The sequence below is a fragment of the Tenacibaculum litoreum genome, from assembly GCF_964513915.1.
GTDB classification, from domain to species: Bacteria; Bacteroidota; Bacteroidia; order Flavobacteriales; family Flavobacteriaceae; genus Polaribacter; species Polaribacter litoreum.
This window is the reverse complement of the sequence record NZ_CAZEQS010000002.1, coordinates 793,483-811,252: the sequence shown is the minus strand read 5'-3', so window position 1 is coordinate 811,252 and position 17,770 is coordinate 793,483. Positions and strand designations below refer to the sequence as shown.

The 17,770-nt window shown below is 32.5% G+C and carries 18 protein-coding genes; 12 read left to right on the top strand and 6 right to left on the bottom strand.

Annotated features, from left to right (window positions below):
- Nucleotides 1-291 precede the first annotated feature (291 nt).
- Complete coding sequence (gene holA, locus ACKTTR_RS05155; RefSeq protein ID WP_408026814.1) at nucleotides 292-1,293, bottom strand: DNA polymerase III subunit delta; 1,002 nt, start codon at nucleotides 1,291-1,293, stop codon at nucleotides 292-294.
- A 364-nt stretch (nucleotides 1,294-1,657) separates the two neighbouring features.
- On the opposite strand from holA, the gene ACKTTR_RS05150 reads away from it, so the two are divergent.
- The 7 genes from ACKTTR_RS05150 (at nucleotide 1,658) to ACKTTR_RS05120 (ending at nucleotide 8,648) form a co-directional block, all read left to right on the top strand.
- Nucleotides 1,658-2,101: a type I restriction enzyme HsdR N-terminal domain-containing protein gene (locus ACKTTR_RS05150; RefSeq protein ID WP_408026813.1), complete on the top strand. Its 444-nt coding sequence runs from the start codon at nucleotides 1,658-1,660 to the stop codon at nucleotides 2,099-2,101.
- A gap of 5 nt (nucleotides 2,102-2,106) precedes the next feature.
- Entirely contained in the window at nucleotides 2,107-2,655 is a 549-nt protein-coding gene (locus ACKTTR_RS05145) for a nucleotidyltransferase family protein (RefSeq protein WP_408026812.1), read from the top strand.
- 418 nt (nucleotides 2,656-3,073) lie between these two features.
- Nucleotides 3,074-3,703, top strand: a complete 630-nt coding sequence (locus ACKTTR_RS05140; RefSeq protein ID WP_408026811.1) for a hypothetical protein — start codon at nucleotides 3,074-3,076, stop codon at nucleotides 3,701-3,703.
- 332 nt (nucleotides 3,704-4,035) lie between these two features.
- Nucleotides 4,036-5,175 (top strand): hypothetical protein, encoded by a 1,140-nt coding sequence (locus ACKTTR_RS05135; protein WP_408026810.1) that lies wholly within the window; start codon nucleotides 4,036-4,038, stop codon nucleotides 5,173-5,175.
- A gap of 42 nt (nucleotides 5,176-5,217) precedes the next feature.
- Complete coding sequence (locus ACKTTR_RS05130) at nucleotides 5,218-6,498, top strand: MAC/perforin domain-containing protein (protein WP_408026809.1); 1,281 nt, start codon at nucleotides 5,218-5,220, stop codon at nucleotides 6,496-6,498.
- Between the two features lie 59 nt (nucleotides 6,499-6,557).
- Entirely contained in the window at nucleotides 6,558-7,568 is a 1,011-nt protein-coding gene (locus tag ACKTTR_RS05125) for a hypothetical protein (RefSeq protein WP_408026808.1), read from the top strand.
- Nucleotides 7,569-7,649: 81 nt separating this feature from the next.
- Entirely contained in the window at nucleotides 7,650-8,648 is a 999-nt protein-coding gene (locus tag ACKTTR_RS05120) for a glycosyltransferase family 2 protein (RefSeq protein WP_408026807.1), read from the top strand.
- On the opposite strand, the gene ACKTTR_RS05115 is transcribed toward ACKTTR_RS05120, so the two are convergent.
- The 3 genes from ACKTTR_RS05115 to ACKTTR_RS05105 all read right to left on the bottom strand — a co-directional run bounded on the left by ACKTTR_RS05115 (nucleotide 8,640) and on the right by ACKTTR_RS05105 (nucleotide 10,522).
- Nucleotides 8,640-9,308: a hypothetical protein gene (locus tag ACKTTR_RS05115; protein ID WP_408026806.1), complete on the bottom strand. Its 669-nt coding sequence runs from the start codon at nucleotides 9,306-9,308 to the stop codon at nucleotides 8,640-8,642. The two genes, ACKTTR_RS05120 and ACKTTR_RS05115, sit on opposite strands and share 9 nt — an antisense overlap.
- Nucleotides 9,309-9,397: 89 nt before the next feature.
- Nucleotides 9,398-10,018: an L-threonylcarbamoyladenylate synthase gene (locus ACKTTR_RS05110; protein WP_408026805.1), complete on the bottom strand. Its 621-nt coding sequence runs from the start codon at nucleotides 10,016-10,018 to the stop codon at nucleotides 9,398-9,400.
- Nucleotides 10,019-10,021: 3 nt separating this feature from the next.
- Nucleotides 10,022-10,522, bottom strand: coding sequence for an IS1096 element passenger TnpR family protein (locus tag ACKTTR_RS05105; protein ID WP_408026804.1), 501 nt, complete (start codon nucleotides 10,520-10,522; stop codon nucleotides 10,022-10,024).
- A gap of 58 nt (nucleotides 10,523-10,580) precedes the next feature.
- Here ACKTTR_RS05105 and ACKTTR_RS05100 point away from each other — a divergent pair, with 58 nt between their 5' ends.
- From ACKTTR_RS05100 to ACKTTR_RS05090, 3 genes are read left to right on the top strand one after another with little or no spacing between them, the layout of a single operon-like run.
- Nucleotides 10,581-10,997: a PaaI family thioesterase gene (locus ACKTTR_RS05100; RefSeq protein ID WP_408026803.1), complete on the top strand. Its 417-nt coding sequence runs from the start codon at nucleotides 10,581-10,583 to the stop codon at nucleotides 10,995-10,997.
- 1 nt (nucleotide 10,998) lies between these two features.
- A complete protein-coding gene (locus ACKTTR_RS05095) occupies nucleotides 10,999-11,850 on the top strand; it encodes an alpha/beta fold hydrolase (protein ID WP_408026802.1) in 852 nt (283 codons plus the stop codon).
- Nucleotides 11,847-12,884, top strand: a complete 1,038-nt coding sequence (locus tag ACKTTR_RS05090) for a chorismate-binding protein (protein ID WP_408026801.1) — start codon at nucleotides 11,847-11,849, stop codon at nucleotides 12,882-12,884. Before ACKTTR_RS05095 ends, ACKTTR_RS05090 begins: the two co-directional genes overlap by 4 nt.
- Before the next feature lie 382 nt (nucleotides 12,885-13,266).
- Here ACKTTR_RS05090 and ACKTTR_RS05085 read toward each other — a convergent pair whose 3' ends face one another.
- Both ACKTTR_RS05085 and ACKTTR_RS05080 read right to left on the bottom strand, forming a co-directional pair.
- Complete coding sequence (locus ACKTTR_RS05085) at nucleotides 13,267-13,629, bottom strand: PUR family DNA/RNA-binding protein (RefSeq protein ID WP_125068090.1); 363 nt, start codon at nucleotides 13,627-13,629, stop codon at nucleotides 13,267-13,269.
- Nucleotides 13,630-13,711: 82 nt separating this feature from the next.
- Nucleotides 13,712-15,466 (bottom strand): ABC transporter ATP-binding protein, encoded by a 1,755-nt coding sequence (locus tag ACKTTR_RS05080; RefSeq protein ID WP_408026800.1) that lies wholly within the window; start codon nucleotides 15,464-15,466, stop codon nucleotides 13,712-13,714.
- A 155-nt stretch (nucleotides 15,467-15,621) separates the two neighbouring features.
- On the opposite strand from ACKTTR_RS05080, the gene ACKTTR_RS05075 reads away from it, so the two are divergent.
- Both ACKTTR_RS05075 and nusB read left to right on the top strand, forming a co-directional pair.
- Nucleotides 15,622-16,722, top strand: coding sequence for a Glu/Leu/Phe/Val family dehydrogenase (locus tag ACKTTR_RS05075; RefSeq protein ID WP_408026799.1), 1,101 nt, complete (start codon nucleotides 15,622-15,624; stop codon nucleotides 16,720-16,722).
- Between the two features lie 77 nt (nucleotides 16,723-16,799).
- A complete protein-coding gene (gene nusB, locus ACKTTR_RS05070) occupies nucleotides 16,800-17,738 on the top strand; it encodes a transcription antitermination factor NusB (protein WP_408026798.1) in 939 nt (312 codons plus the stop codon).
- Nucleotides 17,739-17,770 lie beyond the last annotated feature (32 nt).

Below are 17,770 nucleotides of genomic sequence, written 5' to 3'. Positions count from 1 at the left end.
ATGTATTGATTTTTAAGCTTTTTACCGTAAAATACTGTCTTTTAAGAAGAACCAATTTTATTTGTACGCAGCTTGTACCTGTACATACAATTTTATGTACTTAAAAAACCACTAAGTAGTGCGTATTTTTTTGCCCTTTTATTCGAGCAGTTATCCATTTGATACGTTTACTTATGAAAAGTGAGAGTGTGTGTAAGTTTAAATTGCCTCTTCATTAGAATTTTGTTTGTAAAATACATTTTTACTCGTCGTTTTTTACTTCTTCAAGAATAAGAGGTATACACAACACCATTAATGCAAAATCTTAAATAGTAATTCTTTTAAAATATCGGCATGAGTTTGGTTGGCTCCTACTCCTTTGCTTTTTACATCGGCATCACGCAATAAAGCGATAATCTGCGATACTTTTCGCATCGGGTAATTACGGGCTGCGTTTACATAGTCGTCCACAAAATACGGGTTTACTCCTAAGTTTTTAGCAACCGAAGCTTTCGATTTATCTTTTAATCCGTGGTACATTAACAGCTGTGTAAAAAAGCTATTTAGTAAGGAAATGGTCATTACCAACGGGTTGTTTTTTGGGTTCTGCGCAAAATAATTGATAATTCTGTTCGCTTTTACCACATCACGCTGCCCTACTGCTTTACGCAACTCAAAATTGTTAAAGTCCTTAGAAATCCCGATGTTTTCTTCAATATGCTTGTCGGTAATAATGGTTTCCGCAGGCAATACTGAGGTTAGTTTATCTAATTCGTTGCTAATCTTGCTAAGGTCGGTTCCTAAAAACTCTACCAACATTTGAGAAGCTTTCGGTTCGATATTAAACTTTTTTCCGCTCAACACTTGACGAATCCAATCAGCTACTTGGTTATCATACAGTTTTTTACTCTCGTAAATGAGTCCGCTTTTGGCAATCGCTTTGTACGCCTTTTTACGTTTATCTAGCTTTTTGTATTTGTAATTAAACACCAATACGGTACTCGGTTGTGGATTGGCAGCATACGATTCTATTTTGTCAATCGTACGACTTAAATCTTGCGCTTCTTTAACAATAATCACCTGCTTCTCTGCCATCATCGGAAATCGCTTTGCTGACGACACAATTTCCTCTATCGACACATCACGACCGTACATAACTACTTGATTGAATCCTTTTTCAGATTCATCTAACACATTGTCTTCAATATAATCTGAAATTTTATCAATGTAATACGGTTCTTCACCCATTAAAAAATAAATAGGTTTAATGTTACCTCCTTTGATATCGGATATGATAGATTTTATTTCGTTCATGTGTCTTTCTTCTACCTTCTTTTGGTGTTGTTATTTTAAATGTTGTAGCGAGGAGTGGCTTCGTTTCTTCGAGAAAAAGATTGCTTCACTATAGTTCGCAATGACGGTAACTGAAACGTCATAGCGAGAAGTGATAACGACGTGGCTACCTTTTTTCGACTAACAGACTGCTTCGCTTTCACTCGCAATGACGATTACTATAATCTCATTTCGAAGGAGGTTACGACTGAGAAATCTCATTCAACGGAGTAACTCCCGTGTTTAAGATCTCTCACATTCCGCGCTGCTTCAGTTCGAGATGACAATAATGTTTTGTCACAGTAAACAACGAAGAAATAACTTATAATTTTCTTACTTTTGATCTATGCAAAAGCTCAACCTTCCTAGCTATACATTCAAGCTCAAAAGTAACGAAAATAAGACGCTTATTTTTGATAATTTGAGAAAAAAATACATGGTGTTAACTCCCGAGGAATGGGTACGTCAGCATTTTGTTCAGTGGTTAATTCAAGAAAAAAACTATCCTGTTTCATTAATCGCTATTGAAAAACAATTGGTTATCAACAACCTTAAAAAACGTACCGATATTGTGGTTTTTGCTTCTGACGGACATCCGAATATTATTGTGGAATGTAAAGCTCCGCATATAAAAATTACCCAAGATACCTTTGATCAAATTGCACGTTATAACTTAAAACTCGATGCTGATTACCTCATCGTAACCAACGGACTACAACACTTTTTTTGTATGCTCGATAAAGAGAACGAAACTTATATGTTTTTAAGAGATATTCCTCAATACCAATAAGTTTTATGAAAGCAGATTTTACCACTGAATTCATAACCATTATTGAAAACGACCCTTGGATGCTACGTATTCTTGAAACCGTTCGCAACCTACACCTCCCTGATTGTTGGATTGGTGCTGGTTTTGTTAGGAACAAGATTTGGGATTACAAGCACAATAGTAAAAGAACTTCTTTAAACGATGTTGATGTTATTTACTTTGATAAAAGCAATATTACCAAGGCTCGTGAATTAGCTCTTGAAAAACAACTCAAAGCTATTAATCCCACTGTGAATTGGTCGGTAAAAAATCAAGCAAGAATGCATATTCGAAATGGTCATTCACCTTATAAAAATTGTCTCGAAGCTATTTCTTACTGGCCTGAAACAGCTACTGCGATTGCTATTCAGTTAAACTCTGATAATCAGATAGCATTTATTGCTCCTTATGGTTTGAATGATTTATTTAACCTTGTAGTGAAGCCCACTCCTAATTTTGATTTGACAACGTATCGTAATAGAATTGCGGGTAAAAAATGGGAAGATACTTGGGTGAAGTTGGTTATTGAAGAGTAAGGATTACTCTCCTCGTGAGATTTAGCTTCGCTGAACCTTACGGTTTCTCCCCTACAGTCGGAATAACGAAAATATGAAACATCATAGCGAGGAGTAACAACGACGTAACTATCTCACTCTCGACAAACAGATTGCTTCGCTTTCACTCGCAATGACGATTACTATAATGTCATTTCGAAGGAGGTTACGACTGAGAAATCTTAAACACAAGAGTTGCTCTTTTGAATGAGATTTAGCTTCGTTGAACCTTACGGTTTCTCCCCTACGGTCGGAATGACGGTAATATCATTGATGACATCCAACACACACTTCAACACAAAAAATTATGCGTTTATAACATTCGTTTATCTTTTTTGTATTCTATTTCTTAAATTCACATAACTAAACAACTCCATACCAAACTTTAAAAATTAATTTTATGAGTAATACTATTAAACTAAACTTTATAAACAGATCTAATGATGCCAATAATAGTAGCGTTGTGATTTTCCAAAAGAACGCTGCAAGCAATTTTGGTGAAAGTCATACTGCATGGAAAGTAATTAAAAACCCAAGTCATAAGGAAAGTCACCCTATCAATTACCCTACTAACTTTCAAGTTGCTGCTCAAGATAATTACGGAAACTACACTCCCCAATTAAACGCTTATGATGGAAGTGCTTTTGAAATGGTTGAAAAAGCATCTGGATATACATTACAACCATCCCAATATTTCGCGATTAATATGGATGAAGTAGAAGTAAAAAATAACTTAACACAAGGTTCCATTGGAGCTAATTGTTACAAAGACGGTAAGTTATTAGCTACTAAAAGTAGTATTGCTCCAGGTCAAAAAGCTGTTTTTAAATTTAATCCTAAAATTTACATTGGTGTTGCTTCTGAAGTTGAAGAGGGAGAAATTCTTAATTCAGCTATTGTTTCAAAAATAAACACGGAAATAAATCTATTTAAGGTTGAAAGTGCTGATATTGTAATGACTGGTGGTGGTTCTGAGCCTTTTAATTTCAGTTTGGAAAATGTAACATATGCCTCTGTAGAATCAGAATAAGAATTACGCTATTTAATGGGATTTAGCTTTACTAAACCTTAAGCATGAGAGTTACTCGCCTCATGAGATTCCTCCTCCTTTGTCGTTCGGAATGACGGAAATGTGAAACGTCATAGCGAGGAAATGAACATCGTGTTATCACATATTTATACAATTGTTTCTCATCTTCTGAAAAAGCATTTTCTCGTGTTACGTTTATAATCAGCATTACACCTTTTATCAGTAAAAACAAACCACTTAAAACATTTAATTACAGATAATTAAAATTTTTACTCAACTTTAATGTATAACTAATCGGGTTTGATTTATCAACTCCTCAAAACTTTATTATCATGAGTAAAACTTTTTATTTTTATAAAGGAGACATTAATTCTGTCTCTTACGACTTTGACCCTAGCACGAAATTAAACGATATAAGAAAAGAATTGGTAGCCAAGGGATTTATGACTGCTTCTGAAAGCACAAACAATTTTCGTTTTATCAATTACCAAAACTCAGGCCTTAAATATGAAGATATGGTTGTAGGTATTGGAACCGAACAATATATCCCTCTGAATGCCATCAGTGGAATAAACGATCAGGCATATCTTACTAATGTAAATAAAACGAAAGCAGTAGACCTTATTGGATTTAATACTAATTGGTGGTTTGATAGGTATATGTCTTGCAAAATGACTCTTAACACTATTGACCCTGAAGCTCAAACCGCTAACAAAGGGAAATTCCAGCCATTTATGTTAACAAACGTAAAAACAGCAAATCCTAATTTACCTGGAGTTACTATGGACAATGTAGTAGTATGTGAAAAAGATAGTATTGTTCAATTCAATATTAGTTCTTGGGGCTCGGCTGGATATGGATACAAGATTAAACCTATTTCAGGTGCTCCTATTAATAATGAAAACCTGTACATAACATTTACCTCATGCCCTACAAACGGAGGGAATTATGGTAGTAGTAGTTTGCGTCGTTATTTTTCAACAAACGAAAGTCAAAACAACAGTACTATCAAAGTTGTTGCCACTGAGAGCCTTAATTTAGGAGGAAAGACTCTTAATTACATGAAGTTTTCAATTAAAACATGGAAAGTTACTAGCTATAAATCGGGAGGAAAAACCTACAACTGTAATCTTCCTTTGCCTGTACCACAACAACAAAAAGCTCCTTCTAATTTAATGGCCAGATCTATTAAGACTGATGTAGGAACAGGATCTATTACCCCTTACAACAAACTGGTAAATGCAGATGAGTCTGTAGTACCTGGAGGCACAATTGAACCAGGAACTACAGTGCCTTCAGGGCAACAATCTACCCAAAACATCGGTACAATTTACAATGTAAAAGATAGTCAAGCCCCAGAAAATATAATAGGAGAAGTAATCTTCTACATTTTTGTTTTCAAATCTCATGAAGATGCTGTAGCTGTATTTGGAAAGATGAATGATATAAACCCATCTGTTTGGGGAAGTTAATACCTCTATTTATTTCTTTTTTTAACTTTTAAAACAAAAAAAATGACAACCAAGACTTTAACAAAAAAAAATGAAACAAAATTAATTGTATTTCAAAAATCAGGATCCACTTCAATTTCATATCCTTTTGATGTAAGTGACACTCTAGCTCAGGTAAGAAAAACTTTAGAGTCACCCAAGGCTGATAACTTTATGAATAAAGATGATTATTTTTTAAATCATGGAAGCAAGGTTTTAGTTTCTTCTGAAAAAACAATCACATTAAGCGTATTATTAGATGGTAGTAATACCGTAAACATAGGATCTCCCGAACATTCTGACCCTTTAGACCCAAAAGATGGTGTACAACACTATATGAATTTAAGTGACACAGAAAAAAACTCTCTTTTTAACAATGTTCAAATTTTTAATGGGTTAACTTTTGATCCTATAAGCGGGTTTCAAAAATCTTTTAAAAAGATATTCTCTTGGAAAAACGGTCAATTTCCAGATGCTGTAATCCCTAGAGTATTAACTGAAGTTGTATATACCGATTCTTTCTCAAAAGTTACACATTCGTTACAAGAAACAAGTACTGATAGTGGTTCTGTATCTCTGAACACTCCTTATGGTGGTGGAGAGGCTGAATTTAAACACGAAAAAAGCAAGGAAACTTCAAGTAGTAAAGTCACAGAATATATCACTGGAAAATACTTAGTTAGAAAGGTAGCTCTTCAAATGGATTTATCAAAATTCCAAAGCTCAGATGATTTTAATCAAGCTATTGACCAAGCGCTTCACGATCATATGGATAATGACTTTCAAGCTTGTAAAGCTGTACTAGAAGTACTGAATGAATACGGGTACTATGTTCCAAAACAATTTAATTTAGGAGGAGCTCTTTTTTCAAGTGATACCACCACTATAACCGAGTACAGCGAGTCAGAAACCAATAAACAAGAGTTTGGAGGTTCTTTTAAGGCTGCTTTTGATGGTATTGGAGGCGGAGCATCATACAACCACGCGCAAGGAAGCACCGAAAAAACAACGAAGTCTGACAAATTTCAGATCACCTCTTTTTCTCAAGTAGGCGGAAGAGCTGGTACTTCAAACGATTTTAATGAATGGGCTAAATCTTTAGACAAAGCTATTTATTGGGGAGTAGCAACTTTTGATAAAATGCTACCTTCTGTAGCCTTAATTAGCAATGTTCCTAACATGAATAAAATAATTCAGTTATTTGATAAATATAGCTCATACCCGGGTGTTATAGAAGTTCAACCTTATGTTAACTTACTAGACTACGCTACGTCTGTTCAAGACCTTTTTAATCCTTGGGGGTAATTACAAATCTTTAAGAGGCAGGTTATAAAGTATAACCTGTCTTTTTATACTTTAATTTTATGAGCAAATACACAATTTATATAGGCTATACGAATTGGTTACAACATTCCTTTCAACCCAACACTTTATTGAAAGATGTTAGAAAAGCACTTGGCAGTTCTATTACCAACAATCATCGCTTTTTAAACTATCAAGACACAAGCGTCAATTATACAGATATGATAGTAAGTCTTAGTGATGAAAATTTTTTGCCAATTTCTGCTATTACAGGACTTCTTAATCAAGTTTACCTTACAAATATAACTGCTACTATAAACACAGATATGTTAGGATTTAGGACCCCATGGTTTTGGGATCGAAAATTAGGGGTACAAATAGGATTTAATACAGAACAAAGCGCCAGAAATAGTAATAAAGGAAAAATGCCTCCTTTAATGCTTACAAATGTAAAGTTAGCCAATCCAGACATAAGAGGTATGGGAGCTATGAAAAATGTTTTGGTTTGCGAAAAAAACACTGTCATTCAGTTTCTCTTAAACTCTCCTGGTTCAATGGCATATGGCTATGATATAAGACCCGTATCTGGAACTCCTATAACACAAAACCCTTTATATATCTGCTTTAAATCTTGTAATTCAGGTAATAGGTCGACAGGATTACTTAGAAAATATTACACCCCGAATAGCTCTAGTGATGGAAAAATGATTCAAATCGTACCTACTACTAGTGTAAAATTGAGTAATCGAACTACATTATCTTACATGAAATTCACTGTAAAATCATGGAATGTGACGAGTTATACTGAAAAAAATGGAACGACTCATACTTGTAATAAAATACCATCTAAACTCTTGAGATCTTCAAAAGTTTCTCCTGGAACATCAACACCACATACTAAAGCTTCCGGGCAAGTTTTTAATGGTCCTATTCACCATGTAGTTCAGAACACTAGTCCAACTGGTATTTTTGGTGAAGTTGTTTTTTATGCTTTTGTATTTGATACACATGCTGATGCCATGAAAGCATTTACTGCCATTAACACTCCTGACCAAAGTTTATGGGTAGTATAGTATTAGTTACAATAATAGTTAAACTTTAAAATAAAACTTTTACCACTGGAGTTTTAAGGTAATAAATGTATTTTTGTCTCCTTGAAAACAGCAATTGTCATATTAAACTGGAACGGAAAAAAATTGCTTGAGCAGTTTTTACCTTCTGTCGTGAATTTTAGTTCTGAAGTAGCGGAAGTGTATGTAGCAGACAATGCTTCTACGGACGATTCTATTGCGTTTATCAAGCAACATCTTCCTTCTGTAAAAATTGTACAGAACTCAGAAAATGGTGGTTATGCTAAAGGCTACAACGATGCTTTAAAGCGTATTGATGCCGATGTATATTGTTTAGTAAACTCTGATATTGAGGTTACTAATAACTGGTTAACTCCTATTATTGATACTTTTAAGAAAGAAGCTAACACAGCTATTATTCAACCTAAGATTTTAGATTTTAAAGATAAATCGAAGTTTGAATATGCAGGTGCTGGTGGTGGATTTATCGATGCTTTTGGATATCCGTATTGCCGAGGTCGTTTGTTTAACGACTTGGAAACTGATAACGGACAGTTTAACGATACTACAGAAATATTTTGGGCTTCTGGAGCTTGTTTTTTTATACGTTCAGAAGTTTTTCATCAACTCAATGGTTTTGACGAAGATTTTTTTGCACATCAAGAAGAGATTGATTTATGCTGGCGTGCTAAAAATAGTGGACATATTATAAAATACGTTGGAGCTTCAACTGTCTATCATGTTGGTGGGGCTACATTGGACACTTTGAATCCGAGAAAAACGTTTTTAAATTTTAGGAATAGTTTACTCAACTTAGTTAAAAACTTACCTTCTGCTAAATTGTTTCCAATTATTTTTTCTCGTTTAATCTTAGACGGATTGGCAAGCATTAAATTTTTACTAGAAGGGAAACCTAACCACTTGTTTGCTATTTTAAAAGCTCATTTTAGTTTTTATGCGCACCTTTTTAAGTTCATAAAAAAGAGAAAAGAATCTCCCAAAAAATCAAATTACTACGAGCATAAATCTGTCGTTTGGCAGTATTATGTTAAAGGAAGAAAAAAGTTTACCGAATTACGTTAATTCTTGCTCGTCTTTATAGATGTAATAGAGTAAAAAGAAAACTGCTATTCCGCCAAAAGTATGCCATAGCCAATGTGTACCCATAGGTAATAACTCTACTTTTTTATCTAGAGTTCTAAATAATAAAGCTATTCCAAAAACCACTCCTCCGTATGCTATGTATTTTACATTTCTCCAATGTGTCTTATAAGCATACCATATTAACGGAGTTATTACAGCAAGTGCTGTTACTGCATACCCAAATGAGGTTTTATATCCTGAAGGAATTGGTAAAAATCTTGGTAAAATAGATATTAAAAGTATAGCGACAACTATTGCTGTTCGTTGCCACCATTTCTTTTTAATTTTTCCTATGAAATAAATAATAGCTCCTAAACATACAATCATGATAGGAATCCAATCTAACAACAACCAAAACTCATGACTTCTTGTACCGTGAAACATGGTACCTCCTATCCAGCTAATAAATATAACAGGAATGGCAAACAGAAAAAATGGGTGCTGTTTAGGTTTTTGATAAATTCTTCTTCCGAAGTAAATCAGTAGTGCAATAAAAATTAAGTTACTAAAAGTATTGAAAGGCTCTACAGGCAATCTGCCTGCTATGGTTTCTTGATATATTGGTCCGCTGTCGTTGGGAAATCTATCCAGTAAAAACATACATCCTTTTTCTATTCTTATACTATACTAAGATAGGAATTGTGTTTTTAATTAAAAAGTGGTTTTTAAGATTTCAACTAAGCTTACTATTATAAAATATCTAAGTTTCCTTTTCCTTCACGAATTACTTCTGGTTCATCGGTTGTTAAATCGATTACAGTAGATGCGTGGTTATCTCCGTAACCTCCATCAACCACTACATCAACAATATTTTGCCATTTTTCGAAGATTAATTCAGGATCAGTTGTATACTCTAATACTTCATCTTCATCATGAATAGATGTTGATACAATTGGATTTCCTAAAGCTGCTACAATGGCTCTTGCTATATTATTATCTGGCACACGAATACCTACTGTTTTTCGTTTTTTATAGGCTTTTGGTAGAGAATTACTACCTGGTAACACAAAAGTATATGGTCCTGGTAAGGCTCTTTTTAAAATTTTATAGGTTGTAGTATTAATTTGCTTTACGTAATCAGATAAATGACTTAAATCGTTACAAACAAACGAAAAATTGGCTTTTTCTGGCTTTACTTTTTTTATTCTTGCTACTTTTTCTAGTGCTTTAGTATTGGTTATATCGCAACCTAAACCGTATACAGTATCAGTTGGATAGATAATCAACCCTCCATTTTGTAAAACTTTTACAATTTTTTCAATCTCTTTTGGATTGGGATTGTCGTTATACAATTTTATAAATTGTGCCATAGCTTAGTAATTATCAAAGTCAAAATCGTCTAGGCTTTCAAAGTTATTAAATTCATCATCAATTTCATCATCTATATTTTTTGAAATATCTTCTGCCTTAAATTCTTTTTCTGGGGCTTGCTCTGGGATTTCTCCTACAGATAAAACCATTTTCGTTTCAGTTATCACTTCGTTTGATTGCTCTATCAATTCAACATAAAACGTCCACATTTGTAAGAAATCGTACACATAAATTAACTTATCGTGTTGGTTTGGTAGGGTTTCATGTAAAATACATGTTGCCATTGAAATTCCTTCTCCTGCTTCTGACATATTGAATAAAGGAATTTCTTCACCTTGATTCCAATCTTCATCGGTACGGTAAAAAGATGCCATTTCTTGTCCATTAAAACCAAACGCTTTTGCGATATCAAAGTGTAAGTTTTCTAACGAAGCTTTTTCGTTTACTAACAGGGTTCGTATTACATCTTCTTTCGTATCTAAAATTACGCGTACTTTATACATTCTATCATTTTTTGTCAGTACAAAAATACGTATTTTTGGGTGATAATTTTTAGTTCCCATGAATAAGCAAGCATCTCTTACAGTCTTAAACAATTACAACAAAAATACCTTGATGGAAACTTTAGAAATAGAGTTTGTTGATGTAGGTGATGATTTTATTACTGCTAAAATGCCTGTAACACCTAAAGTACATCAACCTTATGGACTACTACATGGTGGAGCAACGGCTGCTTTGGCAGAATCGGTTGGTAGTTGTGCTTCTGCATTTTTTTTAAGAGACTCTAATAAAATTATTAAAGGAATTGAGCTCAGCATCAATCATGTAAAAAGTAAGAAAGAAGGACATGTTTTTGCTACTGCAAAAGCGATTCATAAAGGTAGAACAACACATTTATGGGAAGTGAGAATTGTTGATGAAAATGATAATTTAATTTCACTTTGTAAGATTACCAATATTGTTTTAGACAAACAATAGCATGAAATTGCTAAAAAAAATCTTGAAATTTGTTGGAATTGCTTTCTTTGTGCTTTTCCTTGTTTTATATTATTTATTCTGGAATTTTTCTGCTCCTAAATCTGACATAAAAGTACTTGAAAAATTTTCGGGCAGTTCTGTTACTCCTATCCTCACTTATGAAAACTTTAAAGGGTTTGAATACAGAAAACTTTCCATTATAAAAGATACTACTTTACCTACACTTGTTTTTGTTCATGGGACGATAGGTTCTTCTACCGATTTTGTAAAATATATGAAGGATAGCGCATTGCTTAGCAAAGCTAATATGATTTCATATGACAGAATTGGCTACAATTATCAAGACAAAAATCCGGTTCAAGAAAGTATTGCTTTTGAACGTGATATGTTGAAGAATATTTTCAAAGATATTAAACCCAATAAAACGATTCTTGTAGGTTATTCTTATGGCGGCCCCATTGCCTTAGCTATACAAGAAAAAGTTAGAAAAGTAATTTTGCTGGCTCCTGCTGTGTACAGTAAGGTAGAACCCATGCCATGGTCTTTAAATTTATACAAATGGAAAGTTACTCGATGGTTGGTTCCTCCAATATGGCAAGAAGCAAGTAAAGAAAAGTTATCTCATAAACAAGATTTACAAGTTTTTGAAAACAATTGGAAGTCTACACCAAACACTATAGTAAGTATTCATGGAACTAATGATTGGATTGTACCTTTTGAAAACTCTTTATTTTTAAAAGAACAGTTTCCTAAAAATCAATTTGAGTTAATTAGCATTCCTGATGCTGGTCATGGATTTATTTGGAGTAAATTTGACACGATTAAAGAACATTTAATACAACAATTAGATTGAGTATTTTTTCAAACATAAAAGAAGCTTTAAACAAAGAATTACCTTTTGTTACTTACAGAAAACCTAACTGTTCTAAAATTAAAGGATGGTTTCAACAAAACAATGACTTAATTACCTCTGAAAATTATGATGAGAGTGGATTTATTTTTGCTCCGTTTGACAGCAGAGAAAAAGCTATCTTAATTCCTAAAAATCAATCTACCTATATTGAAGAAGAAATTACTGTTGGAGATGCTCAAACTAACAATACTAATCATGCTCCTGATATAGCTTCTGAAGAAATCCACATTCAGCTGGTTGAAAAAGGAATAGTCGCTATTAAAAATCAACAGTTTAAAAAAGTAGTTCTTTCTAGAAAAGAAAAAATTGAGTTATCAGATTTCAGCCTTATTGATACTTTTCAAAAACTTTTGAGTAACTACCCTACTGCTTTTGTATATATTTGGCATCATCCTAAAATTGGGTTATGGTTAGGAGCTACACCAGAAACTTTAGTTAGTATTAAAGATAAAAGTTTTACAACTATGGCTTTGGCGGGAACACAAGTTTACAATGGCACAACTAATGTCACTTGGCAGCCAAAAGAATTAGAAGAACAACAATTTGTAACTGACTACATCACTGACAGGTTATCTGATATTTCTTCAGAGATTACAGCATCTGGTATTGAAACTATAAAAGCAGGAAAATTACTTCATTTAAGAACCATTCTTAATGGGAAATTAAAAACTAATACTGCTTCTTTAATCAAAAGCTTACATCCTACTCCTGCTGTTTGTGGAATGCCTTTAGAGGCTTCAAAACAATTTATTTTAGATAACGAAAACTATCATAGAAGCTTTTATACAGGTTTTTTAGGAGAATTAAACACTAATGATAAAGAAAGTAATTTATTTGTTAATCTTCGCTGTATGGAGGTTTCTAATAATACTGTATATATTTATGTTGGTGGTGGAATTACACACGACAGTAATGCTATAAAAGAATGGCAAGAAACGGTAGCAAAAACTACTACTATGAAAAAAGTTTTATAGGAAAAACACCTATCTTACAAAATACTTCAACCCAAAACATATATAACTCACTGAAATTCAGTTTTTTTTACTATATTTAGATAAACTCAAAACTCGCTTTCCTATGAAACAAAAATTACTTAGGATTAACCAGCGTGAAGATAAACTTAATAGTAGAGTAGGTAGAACTTTAACTTATAAGCAGCTGGTTGAATTCGCATCAAAACTACCAAACAAAATAAAATCACTTATATAAAGATTAAAAAACCACCAATTGCTGTGCAACAACTGGCGGTTTCTCTAGTGTAAATTGAATTTGAATTGATTTTTTTCTGCACAATCTAGTCTCTAAACACAAATTGTACAATTTGTGTTTAGAGCTATGCAAAACAGTTTCTTCTGTTTAAATATCGTCGAAAGAAACGTCAGTAAAACTTTCTGTTGAAGTTGCTTCTGTTGCTACGTTCTCTTCCTTTTTATAGTCTTTTTGATGGCGTTCACTGATTACCTCAGATCCTTTTTCGTTTACAATAAAGTCTGTTGCTTTATTCAACATTTCTTTAAAGTCACTAAAATCTTCTTTATATAAGTAAATTTTATGTTTTTGATAGTGGAAAGAACCATCATCGTGAGTAAACTTCTTACTCTCTGTCACTGTTAAATAATAATCATCTGCCTTTGTAGATCTAACATCAAAAAAATATGTTCTTCTTCCTGCTCTTAAAACCTGTGAAAAGATTTCTTCTTGTTCTACTCTCTCGCTCATAATTCGCTACTTAAAATAATAGTTGTTTACTTAAATTTTCTCAACAAATCTAACAAAATATTTGACTTGACAATACGAAATGCTATATTTCTTTTTCTAAAAGCTGCTGCTCATATAACTCTTTGTAATAACCTTCTTGTTTTACTAATTGATTATGAACACCTTGCTGAATTATCTTTCCGTTATCTAGTACAATTATTTTGTCTGCATTTTTTGCTGACGATACTCTATGACTTATTATTATTGTTGTTTTATCACTAGAAACTCGTTCTAAATTTGATAAAATTCTTTCTTCAGTCTCAGTATCAACTGCTGAAAGGCAATCGTCAAAAATTAAAATTTTAGGATCTTTTATAATGGCTCTTGCTATAGAAGTTCTTTGCTTTTGCCCTCCTGAAAGTGTAACACCACGTTCTCCTAAAATAGTTTTATAACCTTGTTTAAAATCGATAATATTATCGTGTATAACCGCATTTTTTGCTGCTTCAATAATTTCTTCTTCTGTAGCATCTTCTTTTCCAAATTTTATATTGTTTTCAATGGTATCTGAAAACAAAAACGGTTCTTGCGGTACAAAACCAATTTGGTTTCTTATATCATATAAGTTGCAAGTTTTAATATCTTTTCCGTCCATTAATACGGTCCCTCCTGTAGTATCATACAAACGTGAAACTAGGTTAATTATAGATGACTTACCACTTCCTGTTTTTCCTAAAATCGCTAATGTTTCTCCTTTTTCTACCTTAAAGCTTACATCTTTTAACGCAGTAATATTTGTATCTTCATAAGTTAAAGAAACATGATCAAACTCAATACCTCCTTCTATAATAGTTTCTTCTTCATTTGCATTTTCAATTTCGGGAACTTGCTCTAAAAATTCATTTATTCTTTCTTGAGAAGCTTCTGCCTGTTGTACCATTGAAGTTACCCAACCAACTACTGCTACTGGCCATGTTAAAATATTTACATACATAACAAAGGCTCCAATAGCTCCAACTTGAATTTCTCCATTAATATATAGTGTACCTCCTACATACAAAACGATGATATTACTAATACCTATTAATAAAATCATTAAAGGAAAAAACAACGCTTGTACTTTATATAGGTTAATGTTTTTATCTTTACTAGCATCAGCCAACGTATCAAAGTTTTTAATCACAGCACCTTCTATTGCATACGATTTCACCACATTAATACCAGAGAAAAATTCCTGATTAAACGTTGTTAGTTTTGAGAGGTATTGCTGAACTACTGTGCTTCGTTTGTTAATTTGCTTACTCAAAATAAATACTGATACTGATAAAACGGGAAAAGGTATCATTGTATACAAAGTAAGTTTTGGTGATATTGCATACATTTGAGTAAATCCAACAGCAAAAGAAACCAACATATTTAATGAATACATAATAGCTGGTCCAAAATACATACGAACTTTAGACACATCTTCGCTAATACGATTCATTAAATCACCCGTTCTATTTTGTTTATAAAAATTAAGTGATAATCGTTGGTATTGTTGGTAAATCTCATTTTTTAAATCAAACTCTATTAATCGAGACATTACAATTATAGTTTGACGCATTAAAAATGTAAAAAAACCACCTAACAGTGTTACTGCTACTATTAGTAAAATATTTGTTAAAAGAATACTTTTCACCTCTGACATTTCAGTTATTTTACCTAACTGATAATCTTCCACAACATTTAGTGAGTCTCCTACAAAATTTGGAATTTTAAGTGTTAATATTTTTGATAATATTGTAATTAAAATTCCTAGTAATAACCTCCATTTGTATTTAACAAAGTACTTGTTTAAGTATTGTAATGCTTTCAATTCTATCTTATTATAAAAATTAAACTTTATAAAGGGCTCTTGTTAAAGATACCTTAATTAAGACCTCTTTTTTTGCTTATGTTTTAACGATTTCTTATTTTTGCCCTCGAATTTTTGAGATTGTCCAAATCATCTCAAATTAAAAAACAAAACAAATGACATCAGAAATCATTGATACTAAAGATCTTAAGAATGACCCAGTGTTTGGTCAGTTATCTTTTGACAATCACGAGCAAATCGTTTTTTGCAACGACGAAGATACAGGTTTAAAAGCAATTATCGGTATCCATAACACAACTTTAGGACCTGCTTTAGGTGGTACTAGAATGTGGCAATATAAAAGTGAATGGGAGGCTTTAAATGATGTATTACGTTTGTCTCGTGGTATGACATACAAATCTGCTGTTACTGGATTAAATCTTGGTGGTGGTAAAGCAGTTATTATTGGTGATGCTAAAACTCAAAAGAACGACGCTTTAATGCGTAAATTTGGTGAGTTTGTTAATTCTTTAAGTGGAAAATATATTACTGCTGAAGATGTTGGTATGGAAACTCGTGACATGGACATTATCCGTGAAGTTACTCCACACGTAACAGGTGTTTCTGAAAGTATTGGAGGTTCTGGGAATCCTTCTCCTGTAACCGCTTATGGTGTTTACATGGGAATGAAAGCTGCTGCTAAATATAAGTTTGGAACTGACAACTTAGATGGGAAAAAAGTACTAGTTCAAGGTGTTGGTCATGTTGGAGAAACTTTAGTGAAGCACATAACTGATGAAGGAGCTCAAGTTATTTTAAATGATATTAACGAAGCTCGTTTGGAAGAGTTAAGTAAAAAATATGGTGCCAACGTAGTATTAGGAAATGACATTTTTGGATTAGATGTTGATATTTATGCTCCATGTGCTTTAGGTGCAACTATTAATGATGAAAGTATCGCTCAATTAAAAGCTAAGGTAATTGCAGGTGCTGCTAACAACCAATTAGCCAATGAGTTAAAACACGGTACAATGTTAAAAGATAAAGGAATTGCTTATGCTCCTGACTTCTTAATTAATGCTGGTGGAATTATTAATGTATATGCTGAAGTTGTTGGTTACGATAAAGCTGAGAGCTTAAAAAGAACTGAAAACATTTACAATACTACATTAGAGATTTTCAATTTATCAGAAAAAGAGAATATCACTACACATCAAGCTGCTTTCAATATTGCACAAGCAAGAATTGATGCTCGCAAAAAAGAGCAAAATAGCTAGATAAAAAATAAAAAAGTTTTACTTTTGCAGAGCGTTAGAAATAGTTTCTATCGCTCTTTTTTTTAAAGTTCTTTAGAATGATTAACAGAAGACATATTCGTGTTAAAGTAATGCAATCGGTTTATGCGATGCAACAATCGCATAGCGATGATTTAGTTAAGGAAGAAAAATTCTTAAAACATAGCATTCAAAAAATGTACGATTTGTACGTTTTAAACCTTCAATTATTAGTTGAAGTACAAAAATTAGCTCGTAAGAGAATAGAGCTTTCTAAAAAGAAAATACTAGCTACAAAAGAAGAACTCAACCCAAATACAAAATTTATAGACAATAAACTTTTAAATTCACTTAATGAAAGTGTAAGTTTAGAAGGCTATGTTGAGCTTAACAAGCTAAATTATTGGGATCTTGATGATGAGTATGTAAAAATCTTATTAGATGAATTACAAAAAAGTGACATTTACAAAAAGTACATGGACACTGTTGAAGATTCTTATAATGTAGACAGGGCGTTTGTTATTGACTTTTTTAGAGAAATAGTAGCCCCTAATGAAAAGCTAGCTGACTATTTTGAAGATAAAATGATTTCTTGGGTAGACGATATTCCATTTGTTAACACTTGGATTCTAAAATCTTTAAACAAACAAAAGGCTAGTAAACCTTTCATTTTAGGTAGTTTGTATAAAGATAATGACGATAAAACATTTGTTTCTGATTTATTTACAAAAACAGTGTTGCATCAACATAAGTACGAAGAAGATATTAAAGAAAAAACTCCTAACTGGGAAGCTGATAGAATTGCCGATATTGATATGATTATTATTAAAATGGCTATTACTGAGTTTTTACACTTCCCTTCTATTCCAAGTAGAGTTACCATTAATGAATATATTGAATTAGCTAAAGACTATTCAACTAATAAAAGTGGTTATTTTATTAATGGAGTTTTAGATAAATTAGCCAAAGACTATCTAAGTTCGAACAAGATGGTAAAAATTGGTAGAGGTTTATTATAATAAATTAGTATTTTTACAACAAATTAAAAATA